The 26257-nt window shown below is 29.7% G+C and carries 23 protein-coding genes; 18 read left to right on the top strand and 5 right to left on the bottom strand.

From position 1 onward, the window contains the following. Positions 1-84 precede the first annotated feature (84 nt). From PTZ02_RS11100 to PTZ02_RS11085, 4 genes are all read left to right on the top strand, one after another. Positions 85-1410 carry a hemolysin family protein gene (locus PTZ02_RS11100; protein ID WP_274227848.1) on the top strand — a complete coding sequence of 442 codons (1326 nt, stop codon included), beginning with the start codon at positions 85-87 and terminating at the stop codon, positions 1408-1410. Between the two features lie 107 nt (positions 1411-1517). Continuing rightward, the gene (locus PTZ02_RS11095; protein ID WP_274227847.1) at positions 1518-3566 is read left to right on the top strand and encodes a hypothetical protein; all 2049 of its coding nucleotides are present in this window, start codon (positions 1518-1520) and stop codon (positions 3564-3566) included. 167 nt (positions 3567-3733) lie between these two features. Then, positions 3734-5449 (top strand): methyl-accepting chemotaxis protein, encoded by a 1716-nt coding sequence (locus tag PTZ02_RS11090; RefSeq protein WP_274227846.1) that lies wholly within the window; start codon positions 3734-3736, stop codon positions 5447-5449. Between the two features lie 110 nt (positions 5450-5559). Beyond that, entirely contained in the window at positions 5560-6735 is a 1176-nt protein-coding gene (locus PTZ02_RS11085) for an HD-GYP domain-containing protein (RefSeq protein WP_274227845.1), read from the top strand. Between the two features lie 39 nt (positions 6736-6774). Here the strand turns inward: PTZ02_RS11085 and PTZ02_RS11080 are convergent, their stop codons facing one another. Continuing rightward, on the bottom strand, positions 6775-7875 hold the full coding sequence (locus tag PTZ02_RS11080; RefSeq protein WP_274227844.1) for an endospore germination permease: 1101 nt from the start codon (positions 7873-7875) through the stop codon (positions 6775-6777). Positions 7876-7983: 108 nt separating this feature from the next. Between PTZ02_RS11080 and PTZ02_RS11075 the strand changes: the two genes are divergently transcribed. Both PTZ02_RS11075 and PTZ02_RS11070 read left to right on the top strand, forming a co-directional pair. Beyond that, positions 7984-9399 (top strand): spore germination protein, encoded by a 1416-nt coding sequence (locus PTZ02_RS11075; protein WP_274227843.1) that lies wholly within the window; start codon positions 7984-7986, stop codon positions 9397-9399. Beyond that, positions 9396-10517: a Ger(x)C family spore germination protein gene (locus tag PTZ02_RS11070; protein WP_274227842.1), complete on the top strand. Its 1122-nt coding sequence runs from the start codon at positions 9396-9398 to the stop codon at positions 10515-10517. The genes PTZ02_RS11075 and PTZ02_RS11070 overlap by 4 nt, the downstream gene beginning before the upstream one ends. Positions 10518-10573: 56 nt before the next feature. Here PTZ02_RS11070 and PTZ02_RS11065 read toward each other — a convergent pair whose 3' ends face one another. Beyond that, positions 10574-12586 (bottom strand): methyl-accepting chemotaxis protein, encoded by a 2013-nt coding sequence (locus tag PTZ02_RS11065; RefSeq protein ID WP_274227841.1) that lies wholly within the window; start codon positions 12584-12586, stop codon positions 10574-10576. Between the two features lie 302 nt (positions 12587-12888). Between PTZ02_RS11065 and PTZ02_RS11060 the strand changes: the two genes are divergently transcribed. Next, positions 12889-13854, top strand: a complete 966-nt coding sequence (locus PTZ02_RS11060) for a helix-turn-helix transcriptional regulator (RefSeq protein WP_274227840.1) — start codon at positions 12889-12891, stop codon at positions 13852-13854. Positions 13855-13907: 53 nt separating this feature from the next. On the opposite strand, the gene PTZ02_RS11055 is transcribed toward PTZ02_RS11060, so the two are convergent. Genes PTZ02_RS11055 through modA form a run of 3 tightly spaced genes read right to left on the bottom strand, consistent with a single transcriptional unit; the run spans position 13908 to position 16488 of the window. Then, positions 13908-14975: a sulfate/molybdate ABC transporter ATP-binding protein gene (locus PTZ02_RS11055; protein ID WP_274227839.1), complete on the bottom strand. Its 1068-nt coding sequence runs from the start codon at positions 14973-14975 to the stop codon at positions 13908-13910. Further along, positions 14972-15661: a molybdate ABC transporter permease subunit gene (gene modB, locus PTZ02_RS11050; protein ID WP_274227838.1), complete on the bottom strand. Its 690-nt coding sequence runs from the start codon at positions 15659-15661 to the stop codon at positions 14972-14974. Before modB ends, PTZ02_RS11055 begins: the two co-directional genes overlap by 4 nt. Positions 15662-15684: 23 nt before the next feature. Further along, complete coding sequence (gene modA / locus PTZ02_RS11045; protein WP_274227837.1) at positions 15685-16488, bottom strand: molybdate ABC transporter substrate-binding protein; 804 nt, start codon at positions 16486-16488, stop codon at positions 15685-15687. 373 nt (positions 16489-16861) lie between these two features. On the opposite strand from modA, the gene PTZ02_RS11040 reads away from it, so the two are divergent. The 11 genes from PTZ02_RS11040 to PTZ02_RS10990 all read left to right on the top strand — a co-directional run bounded on the left by PTZ02_RS11040 (position 16862) and on the right by PTZ02_RS10990 (position 26247). Continuing rightward, entirely contained in the window at positions 16862-17899 is a 1038-nt protein-coding gene (locus PTZ02_RS11040) for a S66 family peptidase (protein WP_274227836.1), read from the top strand. A 22-nt stretch (positions 17900-17921) separates the two neighbouring features. Next, positions 17922-18218, top strand: coding sequence for a hypothetical protein (locus PTZ02_RS11035; protein ID WP_274227835.1), 297 nt, complete (start codon positions 17922-17924; stop codon positions 18216-18218). Between the two features lie 163 nt (positions 18219-18381). Further along, positions 18382-18798 (top strand): YjdF family protein, encoded by a 417-nt coding sequence (locus PTZ02_RS11030; protein WP_274227834.1) that lies wholly within the window; start codon positions 18382-18384, stop codon positions 18796-18798. A 180-nt stretch (positions 18799-18978) separates the two neighbouring features. Continuing rightward, positions 18979-19593 carry a TetR/AcrR family transcriptional regulator gene (locus tag PTZ02_RS11025; protein WP_274227833.1) on the top strand — a complete coding sequence of 205 codons (615 nt, stop codon included), beginning with the start codon at positions 18979-18981 and terminating at the stop codon, positions 19591-19593. Positions 19594-19607: 14 nt separating this feature from the next. After that, complete coding sequence (locus PTZ02_RS11020; protein WP_274227832.1) at positions 19608-20087, top strand: flavodoxin domain-containing protein; 480 nt, start codon at positions 19608-19610, stop codon at positions 20085-20087. 21 nt (positions 20088-20108) lie between these two features. Beyond that, a complete protein-coding gene (locus tag PTZ02_RS11015) occupies positions 20109-20495 on the top strand; it encodes an FMN-binding protein (protein ID WP_274227831.1) in 387 nt (128 codons plus the stop codon). A 123-nt stretch (positions 20496-20618) separates the two neighbouring features. Next, complete coding sequence (locus PTZ02_RS11010) at positions 20619-21491, top strand: 50S ribosomal protein L11 methyltransferase (RefSeq protein ID WP_274227830.1); 873 nt, start codon at positions 20619-20621, stop codon at positions 21489-21491. 18 nt (positions 21492-21509) lie between these two features. After that, positions 21510-22274: an EFR1 family ferrodoxin gene (locus PTZ02_RS11005; RefSeq protein WP_274227829.1), complete on the top strand. Its 765-nt coding sequence runs from the start codon at positions 21510-21512 to the stop codon at positions 22272-22274. Between the two features lie 27 nt (positions 22275-22301). Next, positions 22302-23690, top strand: coding sequence for an aldehyde dehydrogenase (locus PTZ02_RS11000; RefSeq protein WP_274227828.1), 1389 nt, complete (start codon positions 22302-22304; stop codon positions 23688-23690). 132 nt (positions 23691-23822) lie between these two features. Then, entirely contained in the window at positions 23823-24452 is a 630-nt protein-coding gene (locus tag PTZ02_RS10995; protein ID WP_274227827.1) for a class I SAM-dependent methyltransferase, read from the top strand. Between the two features lie 358 nt (positions 24453-24810). Beyond that, positions 24811-26247, top strand: a complete 1437-nt coding sequence (locus PTZ02_RS10990; protein ID WP_274227826.1) for a glycoside hydrolase family 1 protein — start codon at positions 24811-24813, stop codon at positions 26245-26247. Positions 26248-26257 lie beyond the last annotated feature (10 nt).

Here is a 26257-nt window from a genome sequence, read left to right as displayed (position 1 = left end):
GAGGAGTAATATATCATAATTTGAAAACTTGGTGGTTTTATGTTATGATAAAATGGTAAATTTTTATAACATGGAGGAAAGATAATGGAATCAGATCCTGACCCTGCGAACGTAATTTCGCAATTGATACTAATAGCAATACTTACTCTTTTGAATGCCTTTTTTTCATCAGCAGAGATGGCTATTGTATCCTTGAATAAAAACAAAATAAAACTTCTTGCAGAAGAAGGAAATAAGAAAGCACAATTGCTTGAAAGGCTTATGCATGAACCTACAAAATTTTTGTCTACAGTACAAGTTGGAATTACCCTTGCTGGATTTTTCTCAAGTGCATCTGCAGCTACGGGTGTTTCAGAAGATTTAGGAAATGTATTAACAGCTATTAATGTTCCTTATAGTAGACAGATTGCATTAGTGCTTGTTACAATAGTACTTTCATACATTACACTTGTTTTTGGAGAATTATATCCTAAGAGGGTAGCTTTGAAAAAGTCAGAAACTATTGCAATGTTCTCTGTGAGACCAATATTATTTGTGTCAAAATTAACAGTACCATTTGTAAAGTTATTATCAGTATCCACAAATGTATTGCTTAGAATTACAGGAATGAATAGTAATGATTTAGAGGAAAAGGTTTCTAAGGAAGAAATCAAATCATTAGTAGAAGTTGGACAAGAACATGGAGTAATTAATGAAACTGAAAAAGAAATGATAGATAGTATATTTGAGTTTGATGATATATTAGCTGAAGAAGTAATGACTCCAAGAACTGAAGTATACTTAATTAATATAGATAGACCATTAATTGAATATCTTGATGAACTTTTAGATGAGAAGTATTCAAGAATTCCAGTATTTGAAGGGGACAGTGACAATATAATTGGTATACTCTACATGAAAGATTTTATAATAGAAGCCCGTAAAGTTGGGTTTGAGAATGTAGATATAAGAAAGATATTGCATCCAGCATATTTTGTTCTTGAAAGAAAAAATATAGATGAGTTGTTCAAAGAACTTCAAAGTACTAAGACACATATGGCGATACTTGTAGACGAATATGGTGGTTTTTCTGGAATAGTTACTATAGAAGACTTAATTGAAGAAGTTATGGGAAATATAGATGACGAATATGATGAAGATGAACCAGATATAAGGAAAATAGATAACAATACCTATATTGTTAATGGACTAGTTCCTGTTGATGAGCTTAATGAAAGTCTTAATTTAGAGTTAGATTCTGATTCAGATGACTATGATACATTAAGTGGACTTTTAATTAATATAATTGGACATATACCAAATGAGGGTGACCAAGATATTATTGAACACAAAGATATAATCTTTAAGATAGAGGAAGTAAAAGAAAAAAGAATTAAAAAAGTAAGGATTTCATTGGGAAGTCCTGTCTAAAAAGGGGAAGATTAAGAATTAATTTCTTAATCTTTTCCTTTTTATATAAAGAGGGATAACAATAAGTTATAATGATATAGAGATGTATAAAAGGGAGAATGGGTAAAGTGGAGAGAAACAATGTTAAGAAGAATATAATAATTGGCGTTGCTATTATTGTAACCATAGCAATATGCCTAACACTGATTTATTTTCTTAAGTATAAGAATAAAAAGGTAGAGACTGTAAGTAAATTATACTTATATAAAGAAAATAATAATAATAATAATGAGATATATACATTGGATAAAGAAAATAAAGAAACTAAAATAGATGAAGGAAGTGCTCAAATAATTTATGATGAAAAACTTAAAAAATATATAGGCATAAATTATAATGGAGAATTATATCTTATTGATGAAAAAGGTGAAAAAGAAAATATAGATTCAAATGCAGATATTAATTACTTAAAAAGCAGAGATGGAGCAATTTATTATCTTTCAAAAGATGGATTGTTAATGGTGAAAGAAGCAGATAAAAAGCCTGCAATAGTGTCAGAAGATAAGGTTTCATCATTTTATTTGCAGGGAGAGGATTTAATTTATTATTATGATGATAAGAGAATACTTCATGTATTAAAAGATAATAAGGAAATTTTTAAAACAGAGAAAGCAGCAAGTTTCTGTAAGTTTAATTATGAAAGCAATTTTTTTATTTATAGTATGAATAGTACCATTTACTATGTGGACTTAAATGAAAAAGACATAAAACCAAATGTACTTGAGGATGTACCAACTAATATACTTTTAGATGAATTTATAAAAGACAAGGATTTTATATATAATACGGTTGATGCGAAAAGTAGTAGATTAAATTTATATGTAAAAAAGTACGATGAAAAACCAGAATTATTAGCGGATAGAGTGACATTTGATTGTATATCAAGTGATAAAAAAGGTGTTTATTACATTAACGATATAAAGGCACTATATTATAAAGGTTTTGATGATAAAGAATCCATTAAGATAATGGATAATATAGTATATTTAAAGGCAATTGACAAAAATACAATACTTACTAAGTCAGTAGATGGAAAGTTGAGTACAGTAAAGAATAATAAAGAAATAACTGAATTAGGGGAACTTATAGATGAATATGGAGGCTATGATGTTTACCTAGATTCAGTTGCAATGATAAAATCTAAAAATAGAGAATTATATATTGGAAATAAAAGCATAGCTGATAATGTTAAATCCTTTAAGATAAATGGAAGTGATTTATGCTATATAACTGAGGATAATGAAATATATCTAATAAAGAACGGGAAAAAGCCAGAATTAGTTATAAAGGATGCAAAGAAATATAATAAGATATTATTAAATGATGAGATAATATTTACTAATGTATTTGATATGTCAGATCTAGAGGGATATTGGATAGGAGATAATAACTCAAGTTTTGCAGCTCATTTTACATTGGAAAGTTATGAGTATTTAACAGGCTATAGAGGAAAGACATTCTTTAATGTAAAGAAGTTAATTAGAGAAAATAATAAAAGCATAAGATTACAAATAAGTGAAGATGATCCTTTGGACTCAATTGGTGTTAAGAAATTAGATGATGAAAAGATAGATATCGGAGGGATTATATTAAAAAAATCAGACAAAGAGTCATATGAAAGATTTATGGAACTTACAGATAAACAATTAGAAAAATTTCTTCCTATGGCTAATTCATATTTTAATTCTCAAGCAAATTTTAACCAAGCAATTACGGAAAAGGGTATGGTTTATTTTGAATATACTGATAAAAATAATCCAAGTAAATTAATTTATATAGATGAGTCCGGAAAAGTGTTCAAGGATTCACCTTCTGGAAAAGAAGTGAGTGTGAATGAGAAAAACAATAGTGGAAATTCTCAGGATTCGAATAATAGTGGACAATCTAAGTATAGTGATATAAGTAGTGATGAATTAAAGAAACTAAATGATAAAGCAAATGAAGAGCTAATGGGAGCAGCATATTTAGAGGAGGAAATTAATTATAAGGGCAAAAAGTATTATAAGTTTGTAAGTACTAGTAATAAAAATGCTAATATATATATTGATAAAGACGGAAAATGTTATAATGATGGTGGAAGCATTGAAAAATATGGGTTGTTGCCAATTAAAAATTAAATAATATCGTATATAGATAAAAAAGTCCTACAAATATCAAATTTTTCATATTTGTGGGGCTTTTTGTTTGTGATAAGATTATATTGTGCATGAAAACGTATAGATTCGTCTTATTAAGACATAAGCATTTAAGTTTTTTCATTAGCTTAATTAAGGAGGCAGATATTATGAATTGGTTTAAGAACCTAAGAATATCCCAAAAGCTTATACCAACATATATACTAATAGCTCTTTTCATTGGACTTGTAGGATTTATAGGACTACAGGATATGTCTAAGATTAATTCAAATGCAGTAGAGATGCATGATTATAATTTAGAGTCCATAAAAGCAATGACAACAATAAAGCAAGATGTCGCTGATATAGATTCAGATTTACTAAAGTTAACTTATCAAAATTTGCGCACAGATGAAAAAGAAAAGTTAACTAAAGAGATTTATCAGTTAAGAGCATCCGATGATGATTTAATTAAAAAATATGAAGAAAAATTATTATCCAAGGAACAATCAGATATATTCAATAAAATGAAAGATAATCTAAAGAAATTTAGAGATGCTGGAAGCAGAGTAATGCAATACTCTGTTATAAATAATAGTGAGGAAGTAAATAAATCTTATTCTGAGGTTACAGAATCAAAAGTTAGCTTATATGATAATTTTAATAAAATTATAGAAATGAATACTGTACAAGCAGATAATTCATATAATCAAAATAATGAAGTGTTCTCTATTTCTAAAATAGTTATGATCGCTATAACAATAGTAGGCCTTATATTTGCAATTTTAATTGGAATTATTATATCTATGTTTATATCTAAAAATATGAGAGAACTTTTAAAATTTGCAAAATTAATAGGTGAGGGAAATCTAACTGGAAAAATTAAAAATGACACAAATGATGAAATTGGGGGAGTTGCAAAAGCGTTGAATAATGCTTCCCTTAATATAAGGAATCTCGTTTCAGAAATAATAAATAGTTCAAGTGAAATTAATTCAAATAGTGAAAAATTATCAATTGTTACTGAAGAGGTATCTACAAAAATGGATATTGTAAATATATCCACAGAAGAAATAACAAAAGGGGTTCAAGACTTGAGTGCTACAGCAGAAGAGGTAGGAGCTTCTACTGAAGAAATAAGTTCAACAACCAATTTACTAGCAAATAGAGCAAAAGAAGCAGAAATATCGGTAAATAGTATTAAAGAAAGGGCATTTAATATAAAGCAGAAGGCATCTAAAAGTATTGAAGATGGAAATAGAATTTATAGTATTAATCATAGTAATATTACTAAAGCCATTGAAGAGGTTAAGGTAGTTGATGATGTAAAAGAAATGGCTAATTCAATAGGAGAAATAGCAGAACAAACCAATTTACTAGCTCTCAATGCAGCAATAGAAGCAGCAAGGGCGGGGGAGCAAGGGAAAGGATTTGCAGTTGTAGCTGATGAAGTAAGAAGATTAGCTGAACAATCAGCAGATACAGTTTCAGAAATCCAGAATACAATTAAGAAAATAGGAATAGCTGTGAGGAATTTATCAGAAAGTGGACAAGATGTACTTAATTACATGGATAATAATGTGAAACCAATTTATGAGCTATTGATGAGCACAGGAATACAATATGAGAAGGATGCCGAATTTGTTAATGATATGGTAGTAGAAATATCACAATCTACAAAACAAATGAATGAAGTAGTAGAACAAGTAAGTAAAGCTATAGAAATTGTATCTCAAACAGCTGAGGAATCATCTGCTGGAACACAGGAAATATCTAATAGTGTAGCAGAAATAACCCTTTCAATAAATAGTATTGCAAAATCTACACAGTCTCAAGCAGAGCAATCACAAATACTCAAGAATATGGTTCAAAAGTTTAAAATATAGTTTAGTAGATGGATATCTAAGAGTAGTACTTGAGGATATTCATTTTTTTCATCACAATTAGTAGTTATATGCTATAATTGTTAATAGATACTTTACTGGGGGTTCTACTGATGCTAGAGAAAAATAATAAATTTACTATTAAAAGAATGAAAAAAGTACTATACATGAATAGTGAGCAAAGAAACTTTTTTAATCAAAAGGTTTCATTAATAGTTGATTCATTAGTTGATTCACATAAGTTAAATAAAAGAGAGTTTTTACAAAAAATTTTTAATGCGGCTTTTAAGCTTATACCAGAAGCTGAAAAGGGATCTTTTTATGAATTAAATGGAGATAAATATATCCCTATTTTTTTACAGGGCTATGATTATAGTATAATAAAAAATTTAGAACTTAGTGTTGATGAAGCTTTTAATGACTATCAATGTTCAAGTTTTTCAGAAATAGATGCATATGAAGTTCATATTTCAGAACGAAATGATAGTAGATATAGTAATGAGACTATTGAAATTTTTAAAGAACTAGGAACATACACGGATTTTACTTGCTTGTATGCACCAATACATGTAAATGGAATGAATTTAGGAGTAATATGTCTAGATAATTTTAATAAAACAGGATTTTCTAAGATGTCAAAAAAAATCCTAAAGTTTTATGCCCAGTTAATTTCTAACTTTTATGCTGAGAAAATTAATAGAGAGAATGAAGCTAAAAAGAATCAGGAAATAGTTACAGCATTAATATCTGCAATTGAAATTAAAGATATATATACGGAAGGGCATGCAAAGCGTGTTAAAGAATATAGTATAGCATTAGCAAGAGAATTAAATTTATCAGAAGAATTAATAAAAGATATAGGTACGGCAGCGATTTTACATGATGTAGGAAAGATTGGTATACCTAATGAAATTTTAATTAAAAAAGGAAAGCTTACTGAAGAAGAATATGAAGTTATTAAGGAACATCCTCTATACACAAAAAAGGTTTTAGAAAAAATTAGTGGATTCAGTAAGATTGTAAATTATGCATATCATCATCATGAAAGGTATGATGGACTTGGTTATCCAGAGGGGTTAAAGGGAGATAAGATTCCATTTCCAGCCCAAATTATTCAATTAGCGGATTCTTATGATGCAATTACATCAAAAAGATCTTATCGTGATGCTAAAACATCAGAGGAAGCATTGGAAATAATTAAACTTGAGTCTGGAAAGCAATTCAACCCAGAAATAGTAGGGGTAGCACTAAGAGTTTTTGGAACACACAAATTAAATAAAGATGCTTGATAAGCTAAAAAGATGCGTTTATTAATAAGCGCATCTTTTTTAGTATTTACTAATCAGTTGATTTTTCTTAATCCTCCAATTAAACAAAAAGAATGTAATAAAAGGGATTAATACAAAGTTAATCAAACAAATATACTCATAATAGTTTAGTAGCTTAAATAGAATAAGAGAATTTTTAGTTGTAAAGTAAGCCCCAGTTATAATAAAGATAGTTAGAATATAACTTGCATATTTAGTATGTTTTTCTTTGAGATTATATAGCTTTAGTATAGATAATAGTGCATAAAAAGTAATTATATATTTTAGTAACCAACCATCAATGATTTGAAAAATAACGTAAAGCTCACCAAACTCTAAAAATTGAAAGTAGCTTATTAGTTGAGTTTGTAGTAGTTTAGTGTAGTTCATTGACATGACCCTAGTAGGGCCAAAGGTCATTATGATACCAGAAACAGAGATTATTTGCATTTGTATTAATATTAGGAGGGCTATAATAACATACTTAATAATTTTATTTTTCGAATCAGTAATTTTTGAAATGTAAGGTAAAGCTATGGAAACAGTACCATAGAGACCTAAGGTTTTTAGAATGCAAATAATAAAACCTCCATTTATTCCATGTTCTAAGACAGGAAATAAATATGATATATGTTTATATTTAGAGGTTAGCATTCCAAGGTTAATACCTGCCAGTGAGATAAGTACAATACCTATTATTGTAACTGTTACAATGGCTACAATATCTTTATTAATTGTATAGAGTAACGGAATGGTAAAAAATAAAATAAGAAACCAGTTTGGGGTTTCTAAAAGCATATTTTCATGCATTGAGTCGGATTCCACAGAAGCGCATTCAATCAAAGTAAGAAAAAGAGTTAGTAAGAATAGTATAAAAAAAACATTACCTAAATATTTACCTAACGCAGTTTGGTATATTTCTCTTATATTATAAGAGTTATTTTTTCTCCAAACTCCTATTACGTATAAAAAGTAGAAGAAAATTATTATAGAGGATATTATTATTGCTATCCAGCTATCTCTTGCTCCATTTTTCACATAGGTTGATGGATAAGTTTTTAATGAAACTATGGATACGCCTAGAATCAAAAATAGAAAGTGTCTAGGAGAGAATTTATCCATATGGTGCCTCCTTAAGTATGTAGTTTATGAAATATTTACAAAAGTATTATCTGCAAGATAATGAATATTATTACACCACTAGTAAGAAAATAAACTTGGTGATGAAATATGGATAATATAAAAGTTAATGACATAAAAAATAGATTGGCAAACATTTATGATATTAAGTATCGAGAAATAAGAAATGACAAAGGTAATATTACATTAATTTATGTGGATAGTCTTTGCGATGCAAAATTTATAAGTGAATATGTAATTGCTCCAATGATGAGACATACTCTAGCATGTAATGATATTGAGAAAATTAAAAAAGAAGTTATAGTTGCGACTACGGTAAATGATATCAATTCTTTGGATCATGCCATAGATCTTATTTTATCAGCTCATGCGGTGATAGTATTTTCATACTTAAATAAGGCAATTTATTGTGAGGCAAAGGGTTTCGTAAAAAGGGCTATAGATATACCTATTACTGAAACTGTAATTAAGGGACCAAGGGAAGGCTTCACAGAGAATATACAAGATAATATATCAGCCATAAGAAGAAGAATAAAGACTCAAGATTTAAAAATAGAAAATATGAAAATTGGGAAATATTCAAAGACTGAAATAGCTATGATTTATATACAGGGTTCAGCTCCAGATAATCTTATAAATTATGTTCGAGGAAAAATAAATAACATAATTGAAGCTTATGGAGAAAACTCAGTGTTATCTGAAAATAATATTGAAGAAGAATTAAGATGCAAAGGAACGGCATTTGATACTATAGGATATACTGAAAAACCTGATATAGTATCATCAAAAATTATGGAAGGTAGAGTAGCTATATTAACTGATGGAACTAGTTTTGCAATTACGGCACCATACTTTTTTATAGAAAACTTTCAAACAACTGACGATTATACACTTAATAAGTTCTCAGCTAATTTGGGAAGGATATTAAGATGGTTTAGTTTTTTACTCGCAACGTTAATTCCAGGCTTATATCTTTCACTAATTACTTATCATTTTAAGATGGTACCTACGATTTTTCTATTTAGAATTGCAATATTTAGAGCTGGAGTTCCAGTTCCTACTGTAGTGGAACTTGTATATATGATAGTATTCTTTCAAATAATTAGGGAAGCAGGGGTTAGATTGCCACAGCCTATAGGTCCAACTTTGAGTATAGTTGGAGCACTTATCTTAGGGGATGCTGCAGTAAACTCTGGGCTTGCTTCTCAAGTTACTGTTGTAGTTGTAGCCATTACAGCAATAGCATCATATTTAATTCCTAGTATGCAAGCAGGGGTTTTTATGTGGAATTTGGTAATCATTGGTTTTTCCTCACTATTAGGGTTGCCTGGATTTTACATGGGAGTAACTGTATTTATTTCTCATCTTGCTAGCTTAACAAGTTGTGGATATCCATATCTTTATCCATTAGGAACATTAAAGAGGCTTAAGTATAAAGATGTAATCTTCAGAGGAGATTTAAAGAATATATCATCAGATATTCTTCCTAGGGAGGAGAAATCATGAAAAAAATAATATTAATAATGTTAATGGTTATATCCTTGAACTTAAATGGATGTTACAATTACAGGGATATGAATAAGCTTCTTTTTTCTAGTTTACAGATATATGATATAGATGAGAAAGAGGAGGAGTATAAAGTTTATAATGAGTGCTTTAAGGCGTTAAGAGGAGAGGGAGAAAAGGCTGGTTTGGAAAGAAAAGTTATTTTAAAAGGTAGAGGAAGAAGTATAAATGATGCATTAAATGATCTCTATATTTCTGCAGGTTATCAAATCGCTTATGATGTAAACAAAATTTTAATTTACACAGAGAGCGCTGCTAGATATGGCCTAGATAATTTTACAGATTTTCCAGATAGAGATCCAAAACCAACCTTGAGACAATTTATGTTTATATATGAGGGAGATCCTGAAAACTTCGTTAACATTTCTTTAGATGATGAAAAGTATTTGGGGGAATTTCTTGAAAATATGATGCTATATCAAAATAAAGCTTCAAATATAATTGATTTAAGACTTAATAATTATTTAAATAATAAGCTTATAGGAAGTAGGACAAATGTTATACCTATTGTTGAAAGGACCGAAAAATCTATAAAAACTAGAATTGGAGTTAATGGTGCAGCAGTTTTAGTGGATGGAAAAATGTTAGATAAAATTAATAATGAGCAAGTCGAGGCATATAACCTTTTAAACAATAAGCTTAAATCAGGAGGTTTATTTGTCGGAAATCCAGAGCATAAAGAAAAGATTGTTTCACTAAATATTTTATCAAGTAAGCCTAAAAGAAAAGTATATTTAGAGGATGGTAGAATTAAAGCAAATATAGTTATAGACACAAGACTATCTGTTAATGAAGCGCAAATTAGTTTAAGATTAAGTGATGATAATATTAGGAAAGAGATAAAAGATAGTGCTGAAGAGAAGATAGCAAAAAAGTGTAACGAATTATTTAATAAATTTAAAATGAATGGTATAGATATTTTGAATATTGAAAGAGAATTGAACATGAAATATCCCAATCATAATATAGAAAATCCAATATCAAAGACAGATTTAGAGGTTCAAGTAAATGTTAGAATTGACGGAAGCGGAGATATTAAGGATACACAAGGAAAATAATATTATATACATAAAAGAAAAGAAGAGTATAAGTAACTTATACTCTTCTTTATTTATTATTTAAGTTTAAAGTGATTAATTTCTACTTCAAGTTTTTGAGCTAATTCCTTAAGTTCGTTAGACGCAGAAGTGAATTCACTCATAACGGCTGTTATTTCTTCAGTTGAAGCAGAAACTTCTTCTGTACTTGCTGAATTTTCCTCGGCAACAGCAGAAATACTTTGGATTCTATTTACTATATCATCTTTGTGAACATTTGTATCTCTAACTGAGGACTGAGTTTCTTTGATTCCATTCATTAGGTCATTAATAGATTCAAGTATCTTACCGAAAATTTCTTTGGTTTGATTTACTGCAGTAGTCTGTTCGCTTACAACAGTTTTTGTAGTTTCCATTGAAGTAACTGCATGTTCAGTACTTCCCTTAATTTTTCCTATTAATTGTTGAATTTTATTAGTTGCATTAGTTGATTCTTCTGCAAGTTTTCTAATTTCTTCAGCTACTACTGAGAAACCTCTTCCAGCTTCACCAGCTCTAGCAGCTTCAATAGCAGCATTAAGGGCTAATAGATTAGTCTGCTCAGCTATACTATTAATTGCATCAGTGATTAAGCCAATTTGTGCAGTTGATTCATTCATCTCATCTATGACATTAGAAACTGATATAGTTGAAGAATTTGCTTCCTCAGTTTTCGAAGTAAGTACATTAACTACCTTTAATCCATCTTGGCTAAGTGAATTAGTTTCATTGGAAATAGTATTCATCTTATTTGCTAGCTGCTCAATATTTTCAATTCTTAGTGCTAAATTATCAATAGCTTCAGCACCTTCTTGGATATCTCTAGCCTGAGAAGTTGTACCTTGAGCTACTTGGTCAATTGTTAAGCTAACTTCGTTTATAGCCTTTGCAGTTTCATTGGCACTATCGTTAATAGATACTGCAGTCTCTGTTAATGAAATTGCTGAGTTTTTAACATTATCCATCATGTTAGTAATTTGATCTAACATTTCATTGAAGTTATCACCTAACTCTAAGAATTCATCCTTTGAATCTATCTTAATTCTTGAGGAAAGATCTCCAGCAGAGGCTTTTTCAAAAATTCCTTTTAAGTTTAATACATGTTTAGTAATTGATCTACTAGTTAAGATTGAAACTATGATTGAAATAACTGCTATAGCAAAGATAATATAAAGTGTTGTATTACGAATTCCATTAGTATCAGTAGTTAGTTCAGTTTCATTCATTGCTGAAATAACTTTCCAACCAGTTATTGAATTAGTAGCATAACTAGAGAATTTCTTTTCCCCATTATATGTATAAGCTCCAAAACCTTTATCTTTTGATTGAACATCTTTCCATATATCTAATTTAGTAACATTATTAGCACCTAATTCGCTTGCCTTTGGATGAGCGATAGCATTTCCAGCTGCATCAGTTATGTACACATATCCACTATTTCCTAATTTTATGTCTGAAAGCTGTTTAGAAAGGGTATCTAAACTTAAATCAATAGATACAACACCAATGACTTGTCCATTGTTTTCAACTGCTTTAGAAACAGAGACTACAAAGGCTCCACTTGAAGCATCTTTATATGGATCTGAAAAAACAACTTTACCTTTGTTTTCAACTGCTTTTTGATACCATGGTCTTATTGTAGGATCATAATCTGCTGGTAATTGTTGAGCAGGATAAATGTCCATTTTCTTTGTAGCATGTCCAAAATATACATTTAAAAAGTCTTTATGGCTATTTTTTATATCTGCAAACAATCCCATTTCATTAGAAAGATACTCTGGATGAGCTTCTATATCTTTCAAATTAGCATTTACAGACATCATATCAGCTGTATTTTCAATACCTGTGAAGTAGTTGTCTATGCTTTTATTTACTTGTGTAAGATTCTGATCTGCAGAAACTTGAAGCTTATTGCTTAATAGGGTATAAGACTGCTTGTACGATAATATTCCAAGTATTAAAACGGGCACGATACATAAAAGTAATAGAATACTTAATAGTCTCACTCTTATGCTGCTTAAATTTAATGAATTCTTACTCTTTTTCGACATATTAAACACATCCTCTACAATATATTACATACTTTGATAATATCATATTTCTGCTTACTAATAAACAATAATATGCAAAGAAAATTCTATGTTTCTTAGTAAATTATTACGTAAATGTTATCAAAATTAGAAAAGTGAAAAATAATTGACATTTTATTATGAAATAGTTACCAATTAACCTAAATTTTCATATTATCATTTTTATGTAAATGCATTTAGATACAAGAATTATCAGGAATGGTTTATTATGATATAATAGAAATATTATCACTAGTGAATAATAAATTACCCTGGAGGGAAATATGGCTAATAATACTGCATTAACACCGATCGAAGTAGCAGAACTTCTCAAGATATCTAAAAATACTGTCTATGAATTAATTAAACGTGGAGAACTTAATTCATACAGAGTGGGTAAGAAGGTTAGAGTTGACCTAGATGATGTTGAGGAATATAAAAACAGAACAAAAAATAATAGAATGAAAAATGAAGTTATAAATGAAGTTTCTGTAGAAAATGCACAAGTGAACAACCCTTTATATTATAAAAATCCACCAACAAACCAAGGCTTTGTGATATGTGGTCAAGATATAATATTAGATATTTTATCAAGACACCTTCAGAATCATCCTAATGGAACCTTGGCATTAAGATCTTATATAGGAAGTTATGAGGGATTATATTCTCTTTATCATGGGAAGGTACATATAGCTACAGCACATCTTTGGGATGGTGAAACAGGGCAATATAATACACCTTATGTTAAAAGGTTATTACCTGGAACTCCAGCAGTGATTATAAATTTAGCTACTAGATTACAAGGATTTTATGTGAAAAAAGGAAATCCAAAAAATATAAAGAGTTTTGAAGATTTAAAAAGAGAAGATATAACATTTATTAATAGAGAAAAGGGAAGTGGAACAAGAATACTATTAGATGAATATCTTAAAAAATTAAAAATTGATTCTACTAATTTAAAGGGATATAATAGAGAATGCTTTTCTCACTTGTTAGTGGCTAGTGCAGTAGTTAGGGGAAGTGCGGATGTAGGGCTAGGAAATGAAAAAAATGGACTTCAGGTAAGTGGAATTGATTTTATTCCACTTCATAAAGAAAGATATGAGATGGTAATAAAGAAAGAGGATTTAAATAAACCTCACTTTAGGGCTGTAATAGAAATAATTAATTCTGAAGAGTTTAAATTAGAACTTGAGGGAATAGGTGGATATGATTTATCCGAGTTAGGTAAAATTGTTGCAGAAACTTAGAAAAATAAATATAATAATTAAAAATCCCAGATACTTAGAGTATTCTGGGATTTCTAATCTTCTTTTATAAAAATTAAAAAATCCTCTTTTAAGGATATTCTCCATGGTAGAGGTTTATTCTTAATTAAATTCCATTCTTCAGTAGATATGTCCCACTGAAGATTATAATCATTAGGAGAAATGGGTTCTTTGTGTAGCTTAAGATAAACCATTCTTCTGAAAGGTGTTTCACAAGTATATGAAGGCCAAACATTAAAGCTATTAATGGAATTTTCTTTGGCTAAAGTTATATAATGAGCTCGTATACCAATATGTGTAATATCCGGTAGTATTTCTTTATTTACTTTAATAGTACATTCCCAGTCAGTTAGTTCTATAGTACTTGTGGAAATAATTTTAGCTTTAGATAAATTTTTACAACCAGTTATCTTTGCAGCTGCAATAGAAGAAGGATTTTTAAATATTTCATTTTTATCTCCATTTGAAACATTACGTCCTTTTGAAATAATAACTAAGTTTTCACATAAAGCATAGGCTTCTTCTAGGTTGTGAGTCACAAACAAAGTTGATCCGCTATAATTTGATAGAGTTTCAGTCATGTGTTTTATCATTATGCTTCTTAAATGATTATCTAAAGCAGAAAAAGGCTCATCTAAAAGCAAAACTTCAGGTTCAACAGCAAGAGCTCTTGCTAATGCAACCCTTTGTTGTTGTCCACCAGATAGTTGATGAGGATAATTAGTTCTCAAGTTGCGAATCTTAAGCATATTTAAGTTCTCATTTATAATTTCTTTCTTTTGGGTTTTGGAATAACCTTTCATAGCATAAGCAATGTTTTCTTCTACAGTCATATGTGGGAAAAGAGCATAGTTTTGAAAAAGAAAACCTATTTTCCTCTTTTGAATTGGAACATTAATTCCTTTTTCAGAATCAAAAAGTATCTTGTTATTTAAAATTATTTTACCACTATCAGGCTTCATTAAACCTGCAATACATTTTAAGGTAATACTTTTACCACAACCAGACTCACCTAGTAAACCTAGTGTATGATTGTTAGACTCAAAGCTTACATGAAGATTAAATCCAGGCAAGGATTTTTTTATATCTACGAAAAGACTCATCTATCTATCCCTCCTTTAATGGAAAGATTGTTTCCCTTTCTAGTAAAGAAATTACTTAAAAGTATTACTATAAGTGAGAGAGTAAATATTAGTAATACCCAAAGTATTGCTTTGTCCATTTCTCCGCCTTCCATAGCAAAAAAAATTGCTATAGGAATGGTTTGAGTTTTACCAGGAATATTACCAGCAATCATAAGAGTTGCACCAAATTCACCTAAGGATCTTGTGAATGCAAGAATTGTACCAGCAGCAATTCCGGGCCAAGCTAAAGGAATTGTTATAGTCCAAAATATTCTAAGCTCTGACACACCAAGAGTTCTTGCGGCATTTAGTAAATTTTCATCTATTTGAGCAAAGGCACCTTTAGATGTTCTATACATTAACGGAAAGGCAACAACGGAAGCAGCAATAACAGTTGCTGGCCAAGAAAAAATTACATTTATCCCTATTGAATAAAGAAGCTTACCTATAGGGCTATTTCTACCGAATATCACAAGTAGAAAGAAGCCTAATACGGTAGGAGGTAGTACCATTGGTAAAATGAAAATAGTATCTATAATACTATGAAATCTACCTTTTTTTATAGTTAAAAACCAAGCCGCTATTATTCCGAGGAAGAAGGTAATAGTTGTTGCAAAAAAGGCAGTTTTCATTGATATCCATAAAGGTGTTAAGTCCATTTCCATAGGTAATACCTCCTTGATTATTTTTATTTTGGCATAAAAGTAAACCCGTATTTTTCAAAAACAACTTTCGATTTATCGCTGGATAGATATTTTAGAAATTCATTAGCAGCATCAGCATTTTTACTATCCTTTAAAACAGCAGCAGGATATAAAACCGGGCTATAGGAATCTGATGGTGCTTCGCAGATTATTTTTACTTTTGAAGAAGTTTTTGCATCAGTTTCGTAAACAACACCTGCATCCGCATTTGCGCTTTCAGTCCAAGTTAATACTTCTTTAACGTCTTTTCCATAAACAGCTTTGTTTTTAACTTTATCTAATATGTTAAGTTTAGTAAAAACCTGTTCAGCATATTGACCAGCAGGTACGCTTTTTGCTTCTCCTAGAGCAATTTTTTTCACTGAATCATTTACGATATCTTTAAAAGAAGTAAGACTTAATGAACTTTCATTAGGTACGATTAAAACAACCTTATTACCAAGTAGATTTATACGAGAATCATCTTGAATTAAACTTTTATCTTTTAATGAATCCATTTGCTTCGGAGCTGCAGATATAAATATATCGGCTTCAGCCCCTTGTTCTATTTGTTGTTCAAGAGTACCAGATGCTCCAAAATTATAAGTTAATTTAACATTTGGTTTATCTTTAGTATATAAAGTCTTAATTTCCTCCATTGAATCCTTTAAGCTTGCAGCAGCTGATATGGTAAGTGTTATTTGTTTATTATCAGCAGAAACATCTTTAGCTTTTTGGGAACAACCAGTAGCTGAAATGGTTAAGACAGTAGTTAAAATAGATATAATTATTTTTTTTGTGTACCTCATAAATAGACCCCTCTTTTTGTAAATATAATGACATAAAGTGATAAAACGTGATTGAAATATACGGAAGTGAAATGTTTTATACTGTTTTATAACGTTTTGTACTGTTTTGTTATATTATAAAAGCATTGAAAGTAAAAATCAATATTTTAAAAATAAAAGAAAATATATACAAAAAATAAAAAGAAAATGTTTTCCGATTGATATATAATTAATTTAAAAGTGAGTTTGGTGGGAAATTGTTAAATATTATTTGAAGTTTCTTAAGTTTATATGATTATGGGGGATTTCAAGTTTATTGTGTTGATAGCTTGTGGAGAAATATGATACAATAATTGAAATATTTAACAAATTGGATAGATAGGAGGGAGTAGATATGTCATTAATTAAACCGTTAGCTTTGAAGCCAGGAGATAAGGTAGCAACTATAAGCCTTTCTTGGGGTGGGGCTGGAGATAGGGACATTATTTGGAGATACAATGTTGGTAAGAAGAGACTTGAAGAAGAATTTGGCCTGCAAGTTGTAGAAATGCCAAATACATTAAAGGGAACTGAATTTATTTATAACAATCCTGAAAAACGAGCTGAGGACTTAATGATGGCATTTAAGGATAAATCTATTAAAGGGATTTTTTCTTGTATAGGTGGAAATGAAAGTATTAGAATTCTACCATATATAGACTTTGATGTAATCAGAAATAATCCTAAAGTATTTATAGGTTATTCAGACACAACAATAACTCATATGATATGCTATAAAGCTGGATTATCTACTTTTTATGGTCCATCTATTTTATGTGAATTTGCTGAGAATGTAGCAATGCATGACTATACAAAACACTGGGTGAATAAGGTTCTATTTGATAAGGTCGTAATAGGAAATATTCCAGCTTCTGATGTTTGGACAAGTGAATTATTGCCTTGGGAAGAGAAAAATAAGAATATATCTAGAAAATTAGTAAAGAATCATGGATATGAATTATTACAGGGCAATGGGAAAGTTCAAGGAAGATTAATTGGTGGATGTATTGAAGTTCTAGAAATGATGAAAGGCACTGAATTGTGGCCAAGCATTGATGAATTTGAAAATGGAATTTTGTTTTTTGAGACTTCAGAAGATAAACCAGATCCAGCACTTGTAGAATGTTGGGTAAGAAGTTATGGTACACTTGGAATTCTAAATAAAATCAATGGAATAGTTTTCGCAAAACCTTATGATGATTGCTATTATGATGAATATAAAGAAGCTATATTAACTGTTGTAAGGAATGAGTTAAAGCTTAAAAATCTACCTATTTTATATAATGTGAATTTTGGGCACACTTCACCAATGTGCATATTGCCTTATGGTGCTTTAGCAGAAATAAATTGCGAAGATGTTTCCTTTAGCATATTAGAATCTGGCGTTATATAAATTAATACATGGGGGAATTATTGTGAATTCAAATAAAGAGGATTTAGAAAAAATGATAGAAGAAATAGATGAATTTAATAAAAGTGTTAATAGCCCTTCATATTGGACCACAGGAAAACAAACACTTCCAATTAAAAATTTTGGTAAATCAAAAATGGGATTGATTGTTGTTGGAAGTTTGGGAATTTTGTTTTCAATAATTATATTAATCATAATGGGTTCAAGTGGAAATATAGATGCCTCAAATGTATTTAGCTTAATACCTGTCCTTTTATTTTCAGTATTGTTTTTTATAAAAGGAATAAAAATATCAAAGTAGAAGAGTATTTAATTCTATAATTTTTCTGATATAATTGGTCATAAGAGATAAAAACACGATTCGGTTGGTAGTCCGGATGCATAGATAATAACTTTGTAAGTAACCTGCCCTCCTGGGGTTGTCCGTTCTCTGTATTTATATACAATTCAGGAGGAAACAAAAAATGAATACGGAAATTAAACTTACGGTCTATTTTCAGGACCCTTTTTGGGTTGGAGTCTTTGAAAAGTCTGAAGGAGATAAGCTGTCTGTAGCTAGAGTTGTGTTTGGTTCAGAACCCAAGGATTACGAAGTATATGAATATATACTTAGAAATTATAATGCCTTGAAATTTAGTATTTCTCTTCAGGTTGAAAAAGAAATAGCTAGAGTAATAAATCCTAAAAGACTTCAAAGAAAGCTAAAGAAAGAAATTCAAGAGAAGGGCATAGGAACAAAAGCCCAAGAAGTTATGAAGCTTCAGTATGAAACTCAAAAGGAAGAAAGACGACATAGAAGAAAAGAATATCGTAAGGAAATTGAAGAGGAAAAATTCATAAAAAAGCAAGAGAAGAAGAAACAAAAGAAAAAAGGACATTAGTACAATTAAATATTTATGAATTATTAAAGAGTATCTCAAATTATTTTTGGGATACTCTTTTTTGTGTACGAGGATATATTAAAAATTTATAATTTAGTTCTTTACAATGGTAAAAAGTAGGAGTAAAATTTAATTAAACAGTGTTCAATAAAAATACACTGTTCAAAGATGGAGGGGCATATGAGTATATCTGAAAGAAGAGAAAATGAAAAAGAGGCTATAAAAAATAAAATAATAGATGCAGCAAAAGAAATCTTAGTTGAAGAAGGCTTCGAAAAGTTATCAATAAGGAAGATAGCAAATAAAATAGAGTATTCTCCAGGAATTATTTATCATTACTTTAAGGATAAAGGTGAAATTATTTCTGTAATGGTTGGAGAAGGGTATAAGAGAATATTAGAGACCACAAGTAAAGTGCCTTTGAATAGGGAAAATCCAGAAAAGACATTAGAGGAAGGCTTAAGACTTTATATAGATTTGATGCTGAAATCACCAGAAGAATTCAAAATTATATTAATGAGTAACATTGAAGAAGTTAAGGATAAGGTAAATATATTAGAGAGAGGAATCTCAAAAGAAAGAAAAAGTCTTCAAGGCTTATGCAATTTAGTAAACTTAGGAATGGAAACAGGGAAATTTAAACCTATGGATGTTGAACTTACAGCCCAAATATTATGGACTGCAACTCATGGATTAATTTCTAGACTTATTTTAGAAGAAAATATTTCAAAAGAGCAAAAAGAAAGGCTTATTAATCATCACTTTGAAATACTTATTAAAGGAATAAAGATTTAAAAGGAGAGTTAATTATGAAAACTTTAATTGTCTACTCTACAAAGCATGGATTTACTGAAAAATGTGCTCAGATACTTGAACAATCCCTAGATGGAGAGGTTCAAAAGCTAGACCTAACTAAAGGAGGAGAAGCTGATTTATCAAAATACGATAAGATTATTATTGGTGGATCAATTTATATGGGACAAATACTAAAGGAAGTAAAAACTTTTTGCACTAAAAATCTTGATACCCTTAAAAATAAAAAAGTTGCATTTTTTATTTGTGGTATGAGAGATGGAGCAGAAGCAGAGCAAGAAATAAATATGGCTTACCCAAAGGAACTTTTAGAAACTTCAATAACTAAGGGATTCTTTGGTGGAGAATTTACTTTTAGTAAGTTAAATTTTCTAGAGAGATTTATTGTAAAGAAGGTTACAAAAAGTGATAAAGATAGCTCAACTTTATCAAAAGAAAATATAGATAAATTTGCGAAAATTATAAATAGAGCTTAATTAATATAAGGGAGAAGTATTATGAAGAAGGTTTTAAAAGTATTGCTGACTGTATTAGTTATTATTATTTTAGTTATTGCTGGTGGAATATTTTATATGACTAGAGGATTAAGTTCAGGGAAAGAAGTAAGTGTGAATAAAATAGATGTATCAAAATTAAGTGATGGTGTTTATCACGGTCAGTATAAAGATGGAAGATGGACTAATGAATTAGATGTAACAGTAAAGAATCACAAGATTACTGATATAAATGTAACAAAAGATGTTAAGTTTAATCTATCTGATGTAACAAAGAATATTACTAAAGAAGTTATAGATAAACAAAACACAGACGTGGATATTGTATCAGGTGCAACTGTTACAAGTAAAGCATATCTTAAAGCAATAGAAAATGCGCTAAGCAAATAAGTTAAAAAACAGGTACATGCTTAATTATTAGGAGCATGCAGCTGTTTTTTCTTATTTTATGCAAATTGTCTTGAAAAATAGTATAATTGAAATTAAAACAATGAGATAACAAAGGAGAATTTTATGTTTGAAATATCATTTATAATAAATCATTCTAATATAGAGGATGTTCTCGAAAGGTTAGAAGAGATAGGATTAAGTTCAACTTATTATGAAACTCCATTCCAAGTTACGATAGATAACAATGGTTATGGATATTATGAAAAAGAAGATGAGGATATTCTCTTAAAGGTATATCCTGATTGTGAAAGTGAAGATGAATGTTTAAAAGTTATAGATAGAATCAAGAATACATTAAAGTTAGATGAAGATATTAATTTATCTGAAATAAATGAGGGAAATTGGCAAGAGCCCTTTGAACCTGTAGATTTGAAAAATGGATGGGTTATAGGGGAGCCGTCACTTATATTAGAGAACTATAAGAAAATAAATTTTGAGCCTCAGGGATCCTTTGGTACAGGATTACATGAAACTACCCAAGATATGCTTAGATATATATTAGATTTAGATTTTAGTGATAAAAAAGTATTAGACCTAGGTGCTGGTTCAGGAATTCTTGGTATTGGAGCAGCACTAAAAAATGCATCTAAAGTAGTTGCTTTAGATATTAGAGATGTGACCATGGAAGTTATGCATAATGCTGCATTAAATAATCTATCTAATGTAGAAGTGTTAATAAAAGATGTTACAAAAGAAAAATTAGAGGTTAAAGAGAAATATGATTTTGTTTTTATAAACATAGGAGGGGAAGAAACCCTAGCTTCAATGGAACTAATTAATTCTGTAATAGAGTCTAATGGTATATTATTAGTATCAGGATTAGTAGAATGGAGTTATGAGGAAGTATTTAAACAAATAGAAGTTAAAGGGTATTCTTTAGTTAAAAAGACAAAAAGTAATGAATGGGTAACTTTATTTCTTCAAAAATCAATATAAGTAAGAGGAGTTTTTACAATGAGTAGTAAGATATTTTATTTTTCGTCTACAGGTAATTCCCTGTATGTTTCAAAAGAGATAGGAAATAGTTTGGAGAATTGTGAGCTTATTTCAATTCCTAAAGCTTTAAAAGAAGGGGAGCTTGAGTATGAAGCTGATGTGATAGGTTTTGTATTTCCACTTCATAGCTTTTCACTGCCAATTTTAGTTAGAGAATTTATATCTAAAATAGTTATTAAAAATAATCCATATATATTTGCAGTTCAAGTAACTGGAGGAGGACATACAGATAACTCCTTTGCGGAAATAAATGAATTTTTAAAAACTAATAATAGAATAAATAATCATGCTGAAGTGAAATACATTTCAAATTATACAAGGATGGGATTAAATCCAACAGAAGAAAGAACAATTAAAGCAATTGAAGCCAATAAGGAACTGTTAAGTAACTTTATAGTATCCTTAAAGAACAGAGAGATAAAGAATAAGGATTTTAAAAAGGGCTTTAGTAGTTTAATGAATAGGGCTTGGAGAGAGTTATATAAAAATAAAGATAAAAAATTTAATGTAAATGAGGATTGTATTAACTGTAGTATTTGTGAAAGAATATGCCCAACAGATAATATTAAAATGGTGAATGAAAGACCAACTTGGAATGGCAAGTGTGTGGATTGTATGGCTTGCATAAATGCGTGTCCTAAGAAAGCAATTAATCTAGGTAATTCAACAATAAATAAAAATAGATATAGAAATCCATATATAAAAATAGAAGAGTTAATTTAAATAAACATTTATAGGGAGTTTGGGTTTATGAAGGAACTAAATAATGAGGAAGTATTAAAAATCATTGAAAAACATAAAAAATACTTTAGAACTGGTGAAACAAGAAATATAGATTTTAGATTAAGTAAATTAAATGATCTTAAAAAAGTGATTAAGGAAAATGAAAGCTTAATTCTAGAAGCCTTAAAAAAGGATTTAAATAAATCAGAATTTGAGGGATATGCTTCAGAAATAGGGTACTTATATGATAGTATAAAATATTTTACTAAGAACCTAAGAAAGCTCGCAAAGGTGAAAAAAGTCAAAACTCCGTTAGTTCATTTTGGTTCAAAAAGCTATATATATTCAGAACCTTATGGAGTAGTCTTGATTGTTGGGCCATTTAATTATCCTTTTCAACTAATATTTGAACCTATAATTGGGGCTATAATTGCAGGGAATTGCGCAGTAATTAAACCTTCAGAATTTACTCCAAATGTAGCAAAGGTAGTAGAGAAAGTTATAAAAGAAACCTTTGAAGAGGAGTATGTCAGCGTTGTGCAAGGAGCAAGAGATACTACGGCAGCTTTAGTTAATGCACCGTTCGACTATATTTTCTTTACTGGAAGTGTTCCAGTTGGAAAAGTAGTTATGGAAGCAGCTGCTAAAAATCTTGTGCCTGTAACATTAGAACTAGGTGGGAAAAGTCCTTGTATAGTAGATAAAGAAGTAAATCTACATATAGCAGCTCAGAGAATTGTTTGGGGAAAGTTTATGAATGCAGGACAGACTTGTGTAGCTCCTGATTATTTATTAGTTCATAAAGAAATAAAAACTAAGCTTATTGATAAAATATTAGAGCAGATAGAATTGTTTTATGGAATAGAGATAAAAACAAGTAATGATTTTGGTAGGATAGTTAATGAAAGACAGTTTGATAGGCTTGTAGAGCTTATAGATGAAAAGAAAGTTGTGTTTGGAGGAAGAACCCATAAGGAAACGCTCTATATAGAACCCACCATTATGGACAATGTGACACTAGAGGATAAGGTAATGGAGGATGAAATCTTTGGACCGATATTACCTATTCTAGAATATAACAATATTGAAGAAGTAATAGAAATAGTAAATTCTAGACCTAAGCCTCTAGCATTATACTTATTTACTGAAAATAAAGAAGTAGAGGATAAAATTATAGCAGAAATCTCTTATGGTGGTGGGTGCATTAATGATACGATGACCCATTTAGTTACGCCTTACCTGCCTTTTGGTGGTGTTGGTAATTCAGGCATGGGTTCATACCATGGTGTAAAGAGCTTTGAGACTTTTTCCCATAAAAAAAGTGTTCTAAAGAAAAGTACAAAAATAAATATGAGTTTTATTTTTCCACCATATACAAAGGAAAAGGTAAGTTTATTAAGAAAAGTAATGAAGTAAATAAGTTAGGGAGTATTCGGATTGAATACTCCCTAACTTTTTACATAATTGATATTTACTTTATGAAAACTATATTATAGTATAAAACTATATAGCAAATGATAATCAAAATCAACTGAGGAGGAGCGATAAATGAGTGAAATAGCAAAAAGATTGAATCAGTGCAGGAAACCTACTGGAGAGTTAGGAAAATTTGTGGTTGATGATATGAATCAAAATCATTATGAATTAACAGGCTGGGGATTTGATAAACTTTCAATAAAAGAAGAGGGTATTATTTTAGATATTGGCTGTGGTGGAGGGAGAACAGTTAATAGATTAGCTAGTTTATCTAAGAACGGTAAGGTGTATGGAATAGATTATTCTTTAGATTGTGTAAGCTGGGCAAGTGAATTTAATAAAGAACTTATTGATGAAGGAAGGGTATATATATCTAACGCAAGTGTTGAAAATTTACCATATGATGATGAAATGTTTGATATTATTACTGCTGTTGAGACTATATATTTTTGGCCAGACTTTTTAGCAAATATAAAGGAAGTTCTTAGAGTTTTAAAACCATCTGGAAAATTCTTGATTGTAAATGAAGTGTATTCAAGTGAGAGGTTTAAGGAGAGGAATGATGAGTTTTTAGCAACTGGAAAGATGAAAATATACTCTCCAGAAGAATTAAAAGATTTATTAATGAAGGCTGGATATAAAGCTATATCTATTGATGTAATAGAAGAACGAAATTGGCTAAGAGCAGTAGCAGAAAAATAGTGAATTAAGAAGATGTAGTAATAAAATAGCATTACTGCATCTTTTTCTTTTATTTTAAGCACAAAAAATAAAACAAGAAAAACAAACTAATCTTCCAGTGAATTACTATATTTTGTTGTTATGGGATATATTTGAATTTAACTCAAAGGATTTTAAATAAGTTTTTTATAAAAGATGTATATTGTAGCTAATATACAAAATAATGTAAAAAAATTAAAAGTATTTATTAATTATACTTATAAAACAATAATTTATATTGCAAAAAAATTTAGTTATAAGTCACATCTAAAAAAACAAGTTTTTTAAAGTTAACACTTATAATGAAGAGGTGAAATATTTATACAAAGAGGTGAGATATATGTTCCATGAAAAGTTAGATAAATTTCCTAAAGATTTTCTTTGGGGTTCAGCGTCGGCAGCATATCAAGTAGAAGGTGCTTGGGAAGAGGATGGAAAAGGTCTTTCAATATGGGATGAATATGTAAAGATTCCTGGAACAACATTTGAAGGTACCGATGGTAGTGTAGCAGTTGATCATTATCACAGATTTAAAGAAGATGTAAAATTAATGGCAGAGATGGGATTAAAGGCATACCGTTTCTCAATTGCTTGGTCACGTATTTATCCAGAAGGAAGAGGACATGTAAATGAATTAGGTTTGAAGTTTTATGATGACTTAATTAATGAATTGATAAAATACAACATAGAGCCAGTTATTACAGCATATCATTGGGATTTACCTAAAGCACTTCAAGATTTATATGGAGGCTGGGAATCAAGAGAAATAATAGATGATTTTAATAATTATTGTGTGACTTTATATAAGAGATATGGGGATAGAGTTAAATACTGGGTTACATTAAATGAACAAAATGTATTTATCGGATTAGGTTATAGTACAGCATTACACCCACCAGGTGTAAAGGATACAAAGAGAATGCTTCATGCAAATCATATTGCAAGCTTAGCTAATGCTAAAGCAATACAATCTTTTAGAGACATTGTAAAGGATGGTAAAATAGGACCAAGCTTTGCTTATGGACCAGTTTACCCATTAGATTGTTCTCCAGAGAACATGTTAGCTTTTGAAAATGCATTAGAACATAACAATCATTGGTGGATGGACGTTTATGCATGGGGAAAATATCCAAGAATTATGTATAGAGAATTGGAAAAGAGAGGGGTAGCTCCTGAAATTCAGCCTGGAGATTTAGAATTATTAAAGGCTGGAAAGCCTGACTTTATGGGAGTTAATTATTATCAATCAGGAGTAGTAGCTTCAAACCCACTAGATGGAGTTAGTGAAGGTAAGATGAATACAACAGGTAAAAAAGGTACTACAAGTGAAAGTGGAGTGCCAGGGTTATTTAAAAACACAAAAAATCCGTACCTAAAGACTACTGATTGGGATTGGGCTATTGATCCTACAGGTTTAAGAGTTGGACTTAGAAGAATAACTAATAGATATGATTTACCTGTTTTAATAACTGAAAATGGGTTAGGTGCATATGATACTTTAGAAGAAAATGATGTTGTAAAAGATGAGTATAGAATAGATTATTTAAGAGCTCATGTTGAGGCTTGCAAAGAAGCAATAACAGATGGAGTAGATCTACTTGGTTACTGTACTTGGTCATTTACAGACTTATTAAGCTGGCTAAATGGATATCAAAAGAGATATGGTTTCGTATATGTAAATAGAGATGAACATAGCGAAAAAGATTTAAGAAGAATAAAGAAAGATAGTTTCTATTGGTATAAAAAAGTTATAGAAACAAATGGAGAAGAATTCTAAAAAATTAGCT

It is taken from the genome of Clostridium sp. 'White wine YQ' (assembly GCF_028728205.1).
In the GTDB taxonomy this organism is placed as follows: domain Bacteria; phylum Bacillota; class Clostridia; order Clostridiales; family Clostridiaceae; genus Clostridium_T.
This window is presented reverse-complemented; position numbering and strand designations above follow the sequence as displayed.

Coding starts and splice junctions, on each gene's coding strand:
- PTZ02_RS11030 (WP_274227834.1), top strand. CDS start 18,382: ATGAATACGGAAATTAAACTTACGGTCTATTTTCAGGACCCTTTTTGG.
- PTZ02_RS10990 (WP_274227826.1), top strand. CDS start 24,811: ATGTTCCATGAAAAGTTAGATAAATTTCCTAAAGATTTTCTTTGGGGT.
- PTZ02_RS11070 (WP_274227842.1), top strand. CDS start 9,396: ATGAAAAAAATAATATTAATAATGTTAATGGTTATATCCTTGAACTTA.
- PTZ02_RS11085 (WP_274227845.1), top strand. CDS start 5,560: ATGCTAGAGAAAAATAATAAATTTACTATTAAAAGAATGAAAAAAGTA.
- PTZ02_RS11000 (WP_274227828.1), top strand. CDS start 22,302: ATGAAGGAACTAAATAATGAGGAAGTATTAAAAATCATTGAAAAACAT.
- PTZ02_RS11015 (WP_274227831.1), top strand. CDS start 20,109: ATGAAGAAGGTTTTAAAAGTATTGCTGACTGTATTAGTTATTATTATT.
- PTZ02_RS11075 (WP_274227843.1), top strand. CDS start 7,984: ATGGATAATATAAAAGTTAATGACATAAAAAATAGATTGGCAAACATT.
- PTZ02_RS11040 (WP_274227836.1), top strand. CDS start 16,862: ATGTCATTAATTAAACCGTTAGCTTTGAAGCCAGGAGATAAGGTAGCA.
- PTZ02_RS11080 (WP_274227844.1), bottom strand. CDS start 7,875: ATGGATAAATTCTCTCCTAGACACTTTCTATTTTTGATTCTAGGCGTA.
- PTZ02_RS11020 (WP_274227832.1), top strand. CDS start 19,608: ATGAAAACTTTAATTGTCTACTCTACAAAGCATGGATTTACTGAAAAA.
- PTZ02_RS10995 (WP_274227827.1), top strand. CDS start 23,823: ATGAGTGAAATAGCAAAAAGATTGAATCAGTGCAGGAAACCTACTGGA.
- PTZ02_RS11005 (WP_274227829.1), top strand. CDS start 21,510: ATGAGTAGTAAGATATTTTATTTTTCGTCTACAGGTAATTCCCTGTAT.
- modA (WP_274227837.1), bottom strand. CDS start 16,488: ATGAGGTACACAAAAAAAATAATTATATCTATTTTAACTACTGTCTTA.
- modB (WP_274227838.1), bottom strand. CDS start 15,661: ATGGAAATGGACTTAACACCTTTATGGATATCAATGAAAACTGCCTTT.
- PTZ02_RS11065 (WP_274227841.1), bottom strand. CDS start 12,586: ATGTCGAAAAAGAGTAAGAATTCATTAAATTTAAGCAGCATAAGAGTG.
- PTZ02_RS11025 (WP_274227833.1), top strand. CDS start 18,979: ATGAGTATATCTGAAAGAAGAGAAAATGAAAAAGAGGCTATAAAAAAT.
- PTZ02_RS11090 (WP_274227846.1), top strand. CDS start 3,734: ATGAATTGGTTTAAGAACCTAAGAATATCCCAAAAGCTTATACCAACA.
- PTZ02_RS11010 (WP_274227830.1), top strand. CDS start 20,619: ATGTTTGAAATATCATTTATAATAAATCATTCTAATATAGAGGATGTT.
- PTZ02_RS11060 (WP_274227840.1), top strand. CDS start 12,889: ATGGCTAATAATACTGCATTAACACCGATCGAAGTAGCAGAACTTCTC.
- PTZ02_RS11055 (WP_274227839.1), bottom strand. CDS start 14,975: ATGAGTCTTTTCGTAGATATAAAAAAATCCTTGCCTGGATTTAATCTT.
- PTZ02_RS11100 (WP_274227848.1), top strand. CDS start 85: ATGGAATCAGATCCTGACCCTGCGAACGTAATTTCGCAATTGATACTA.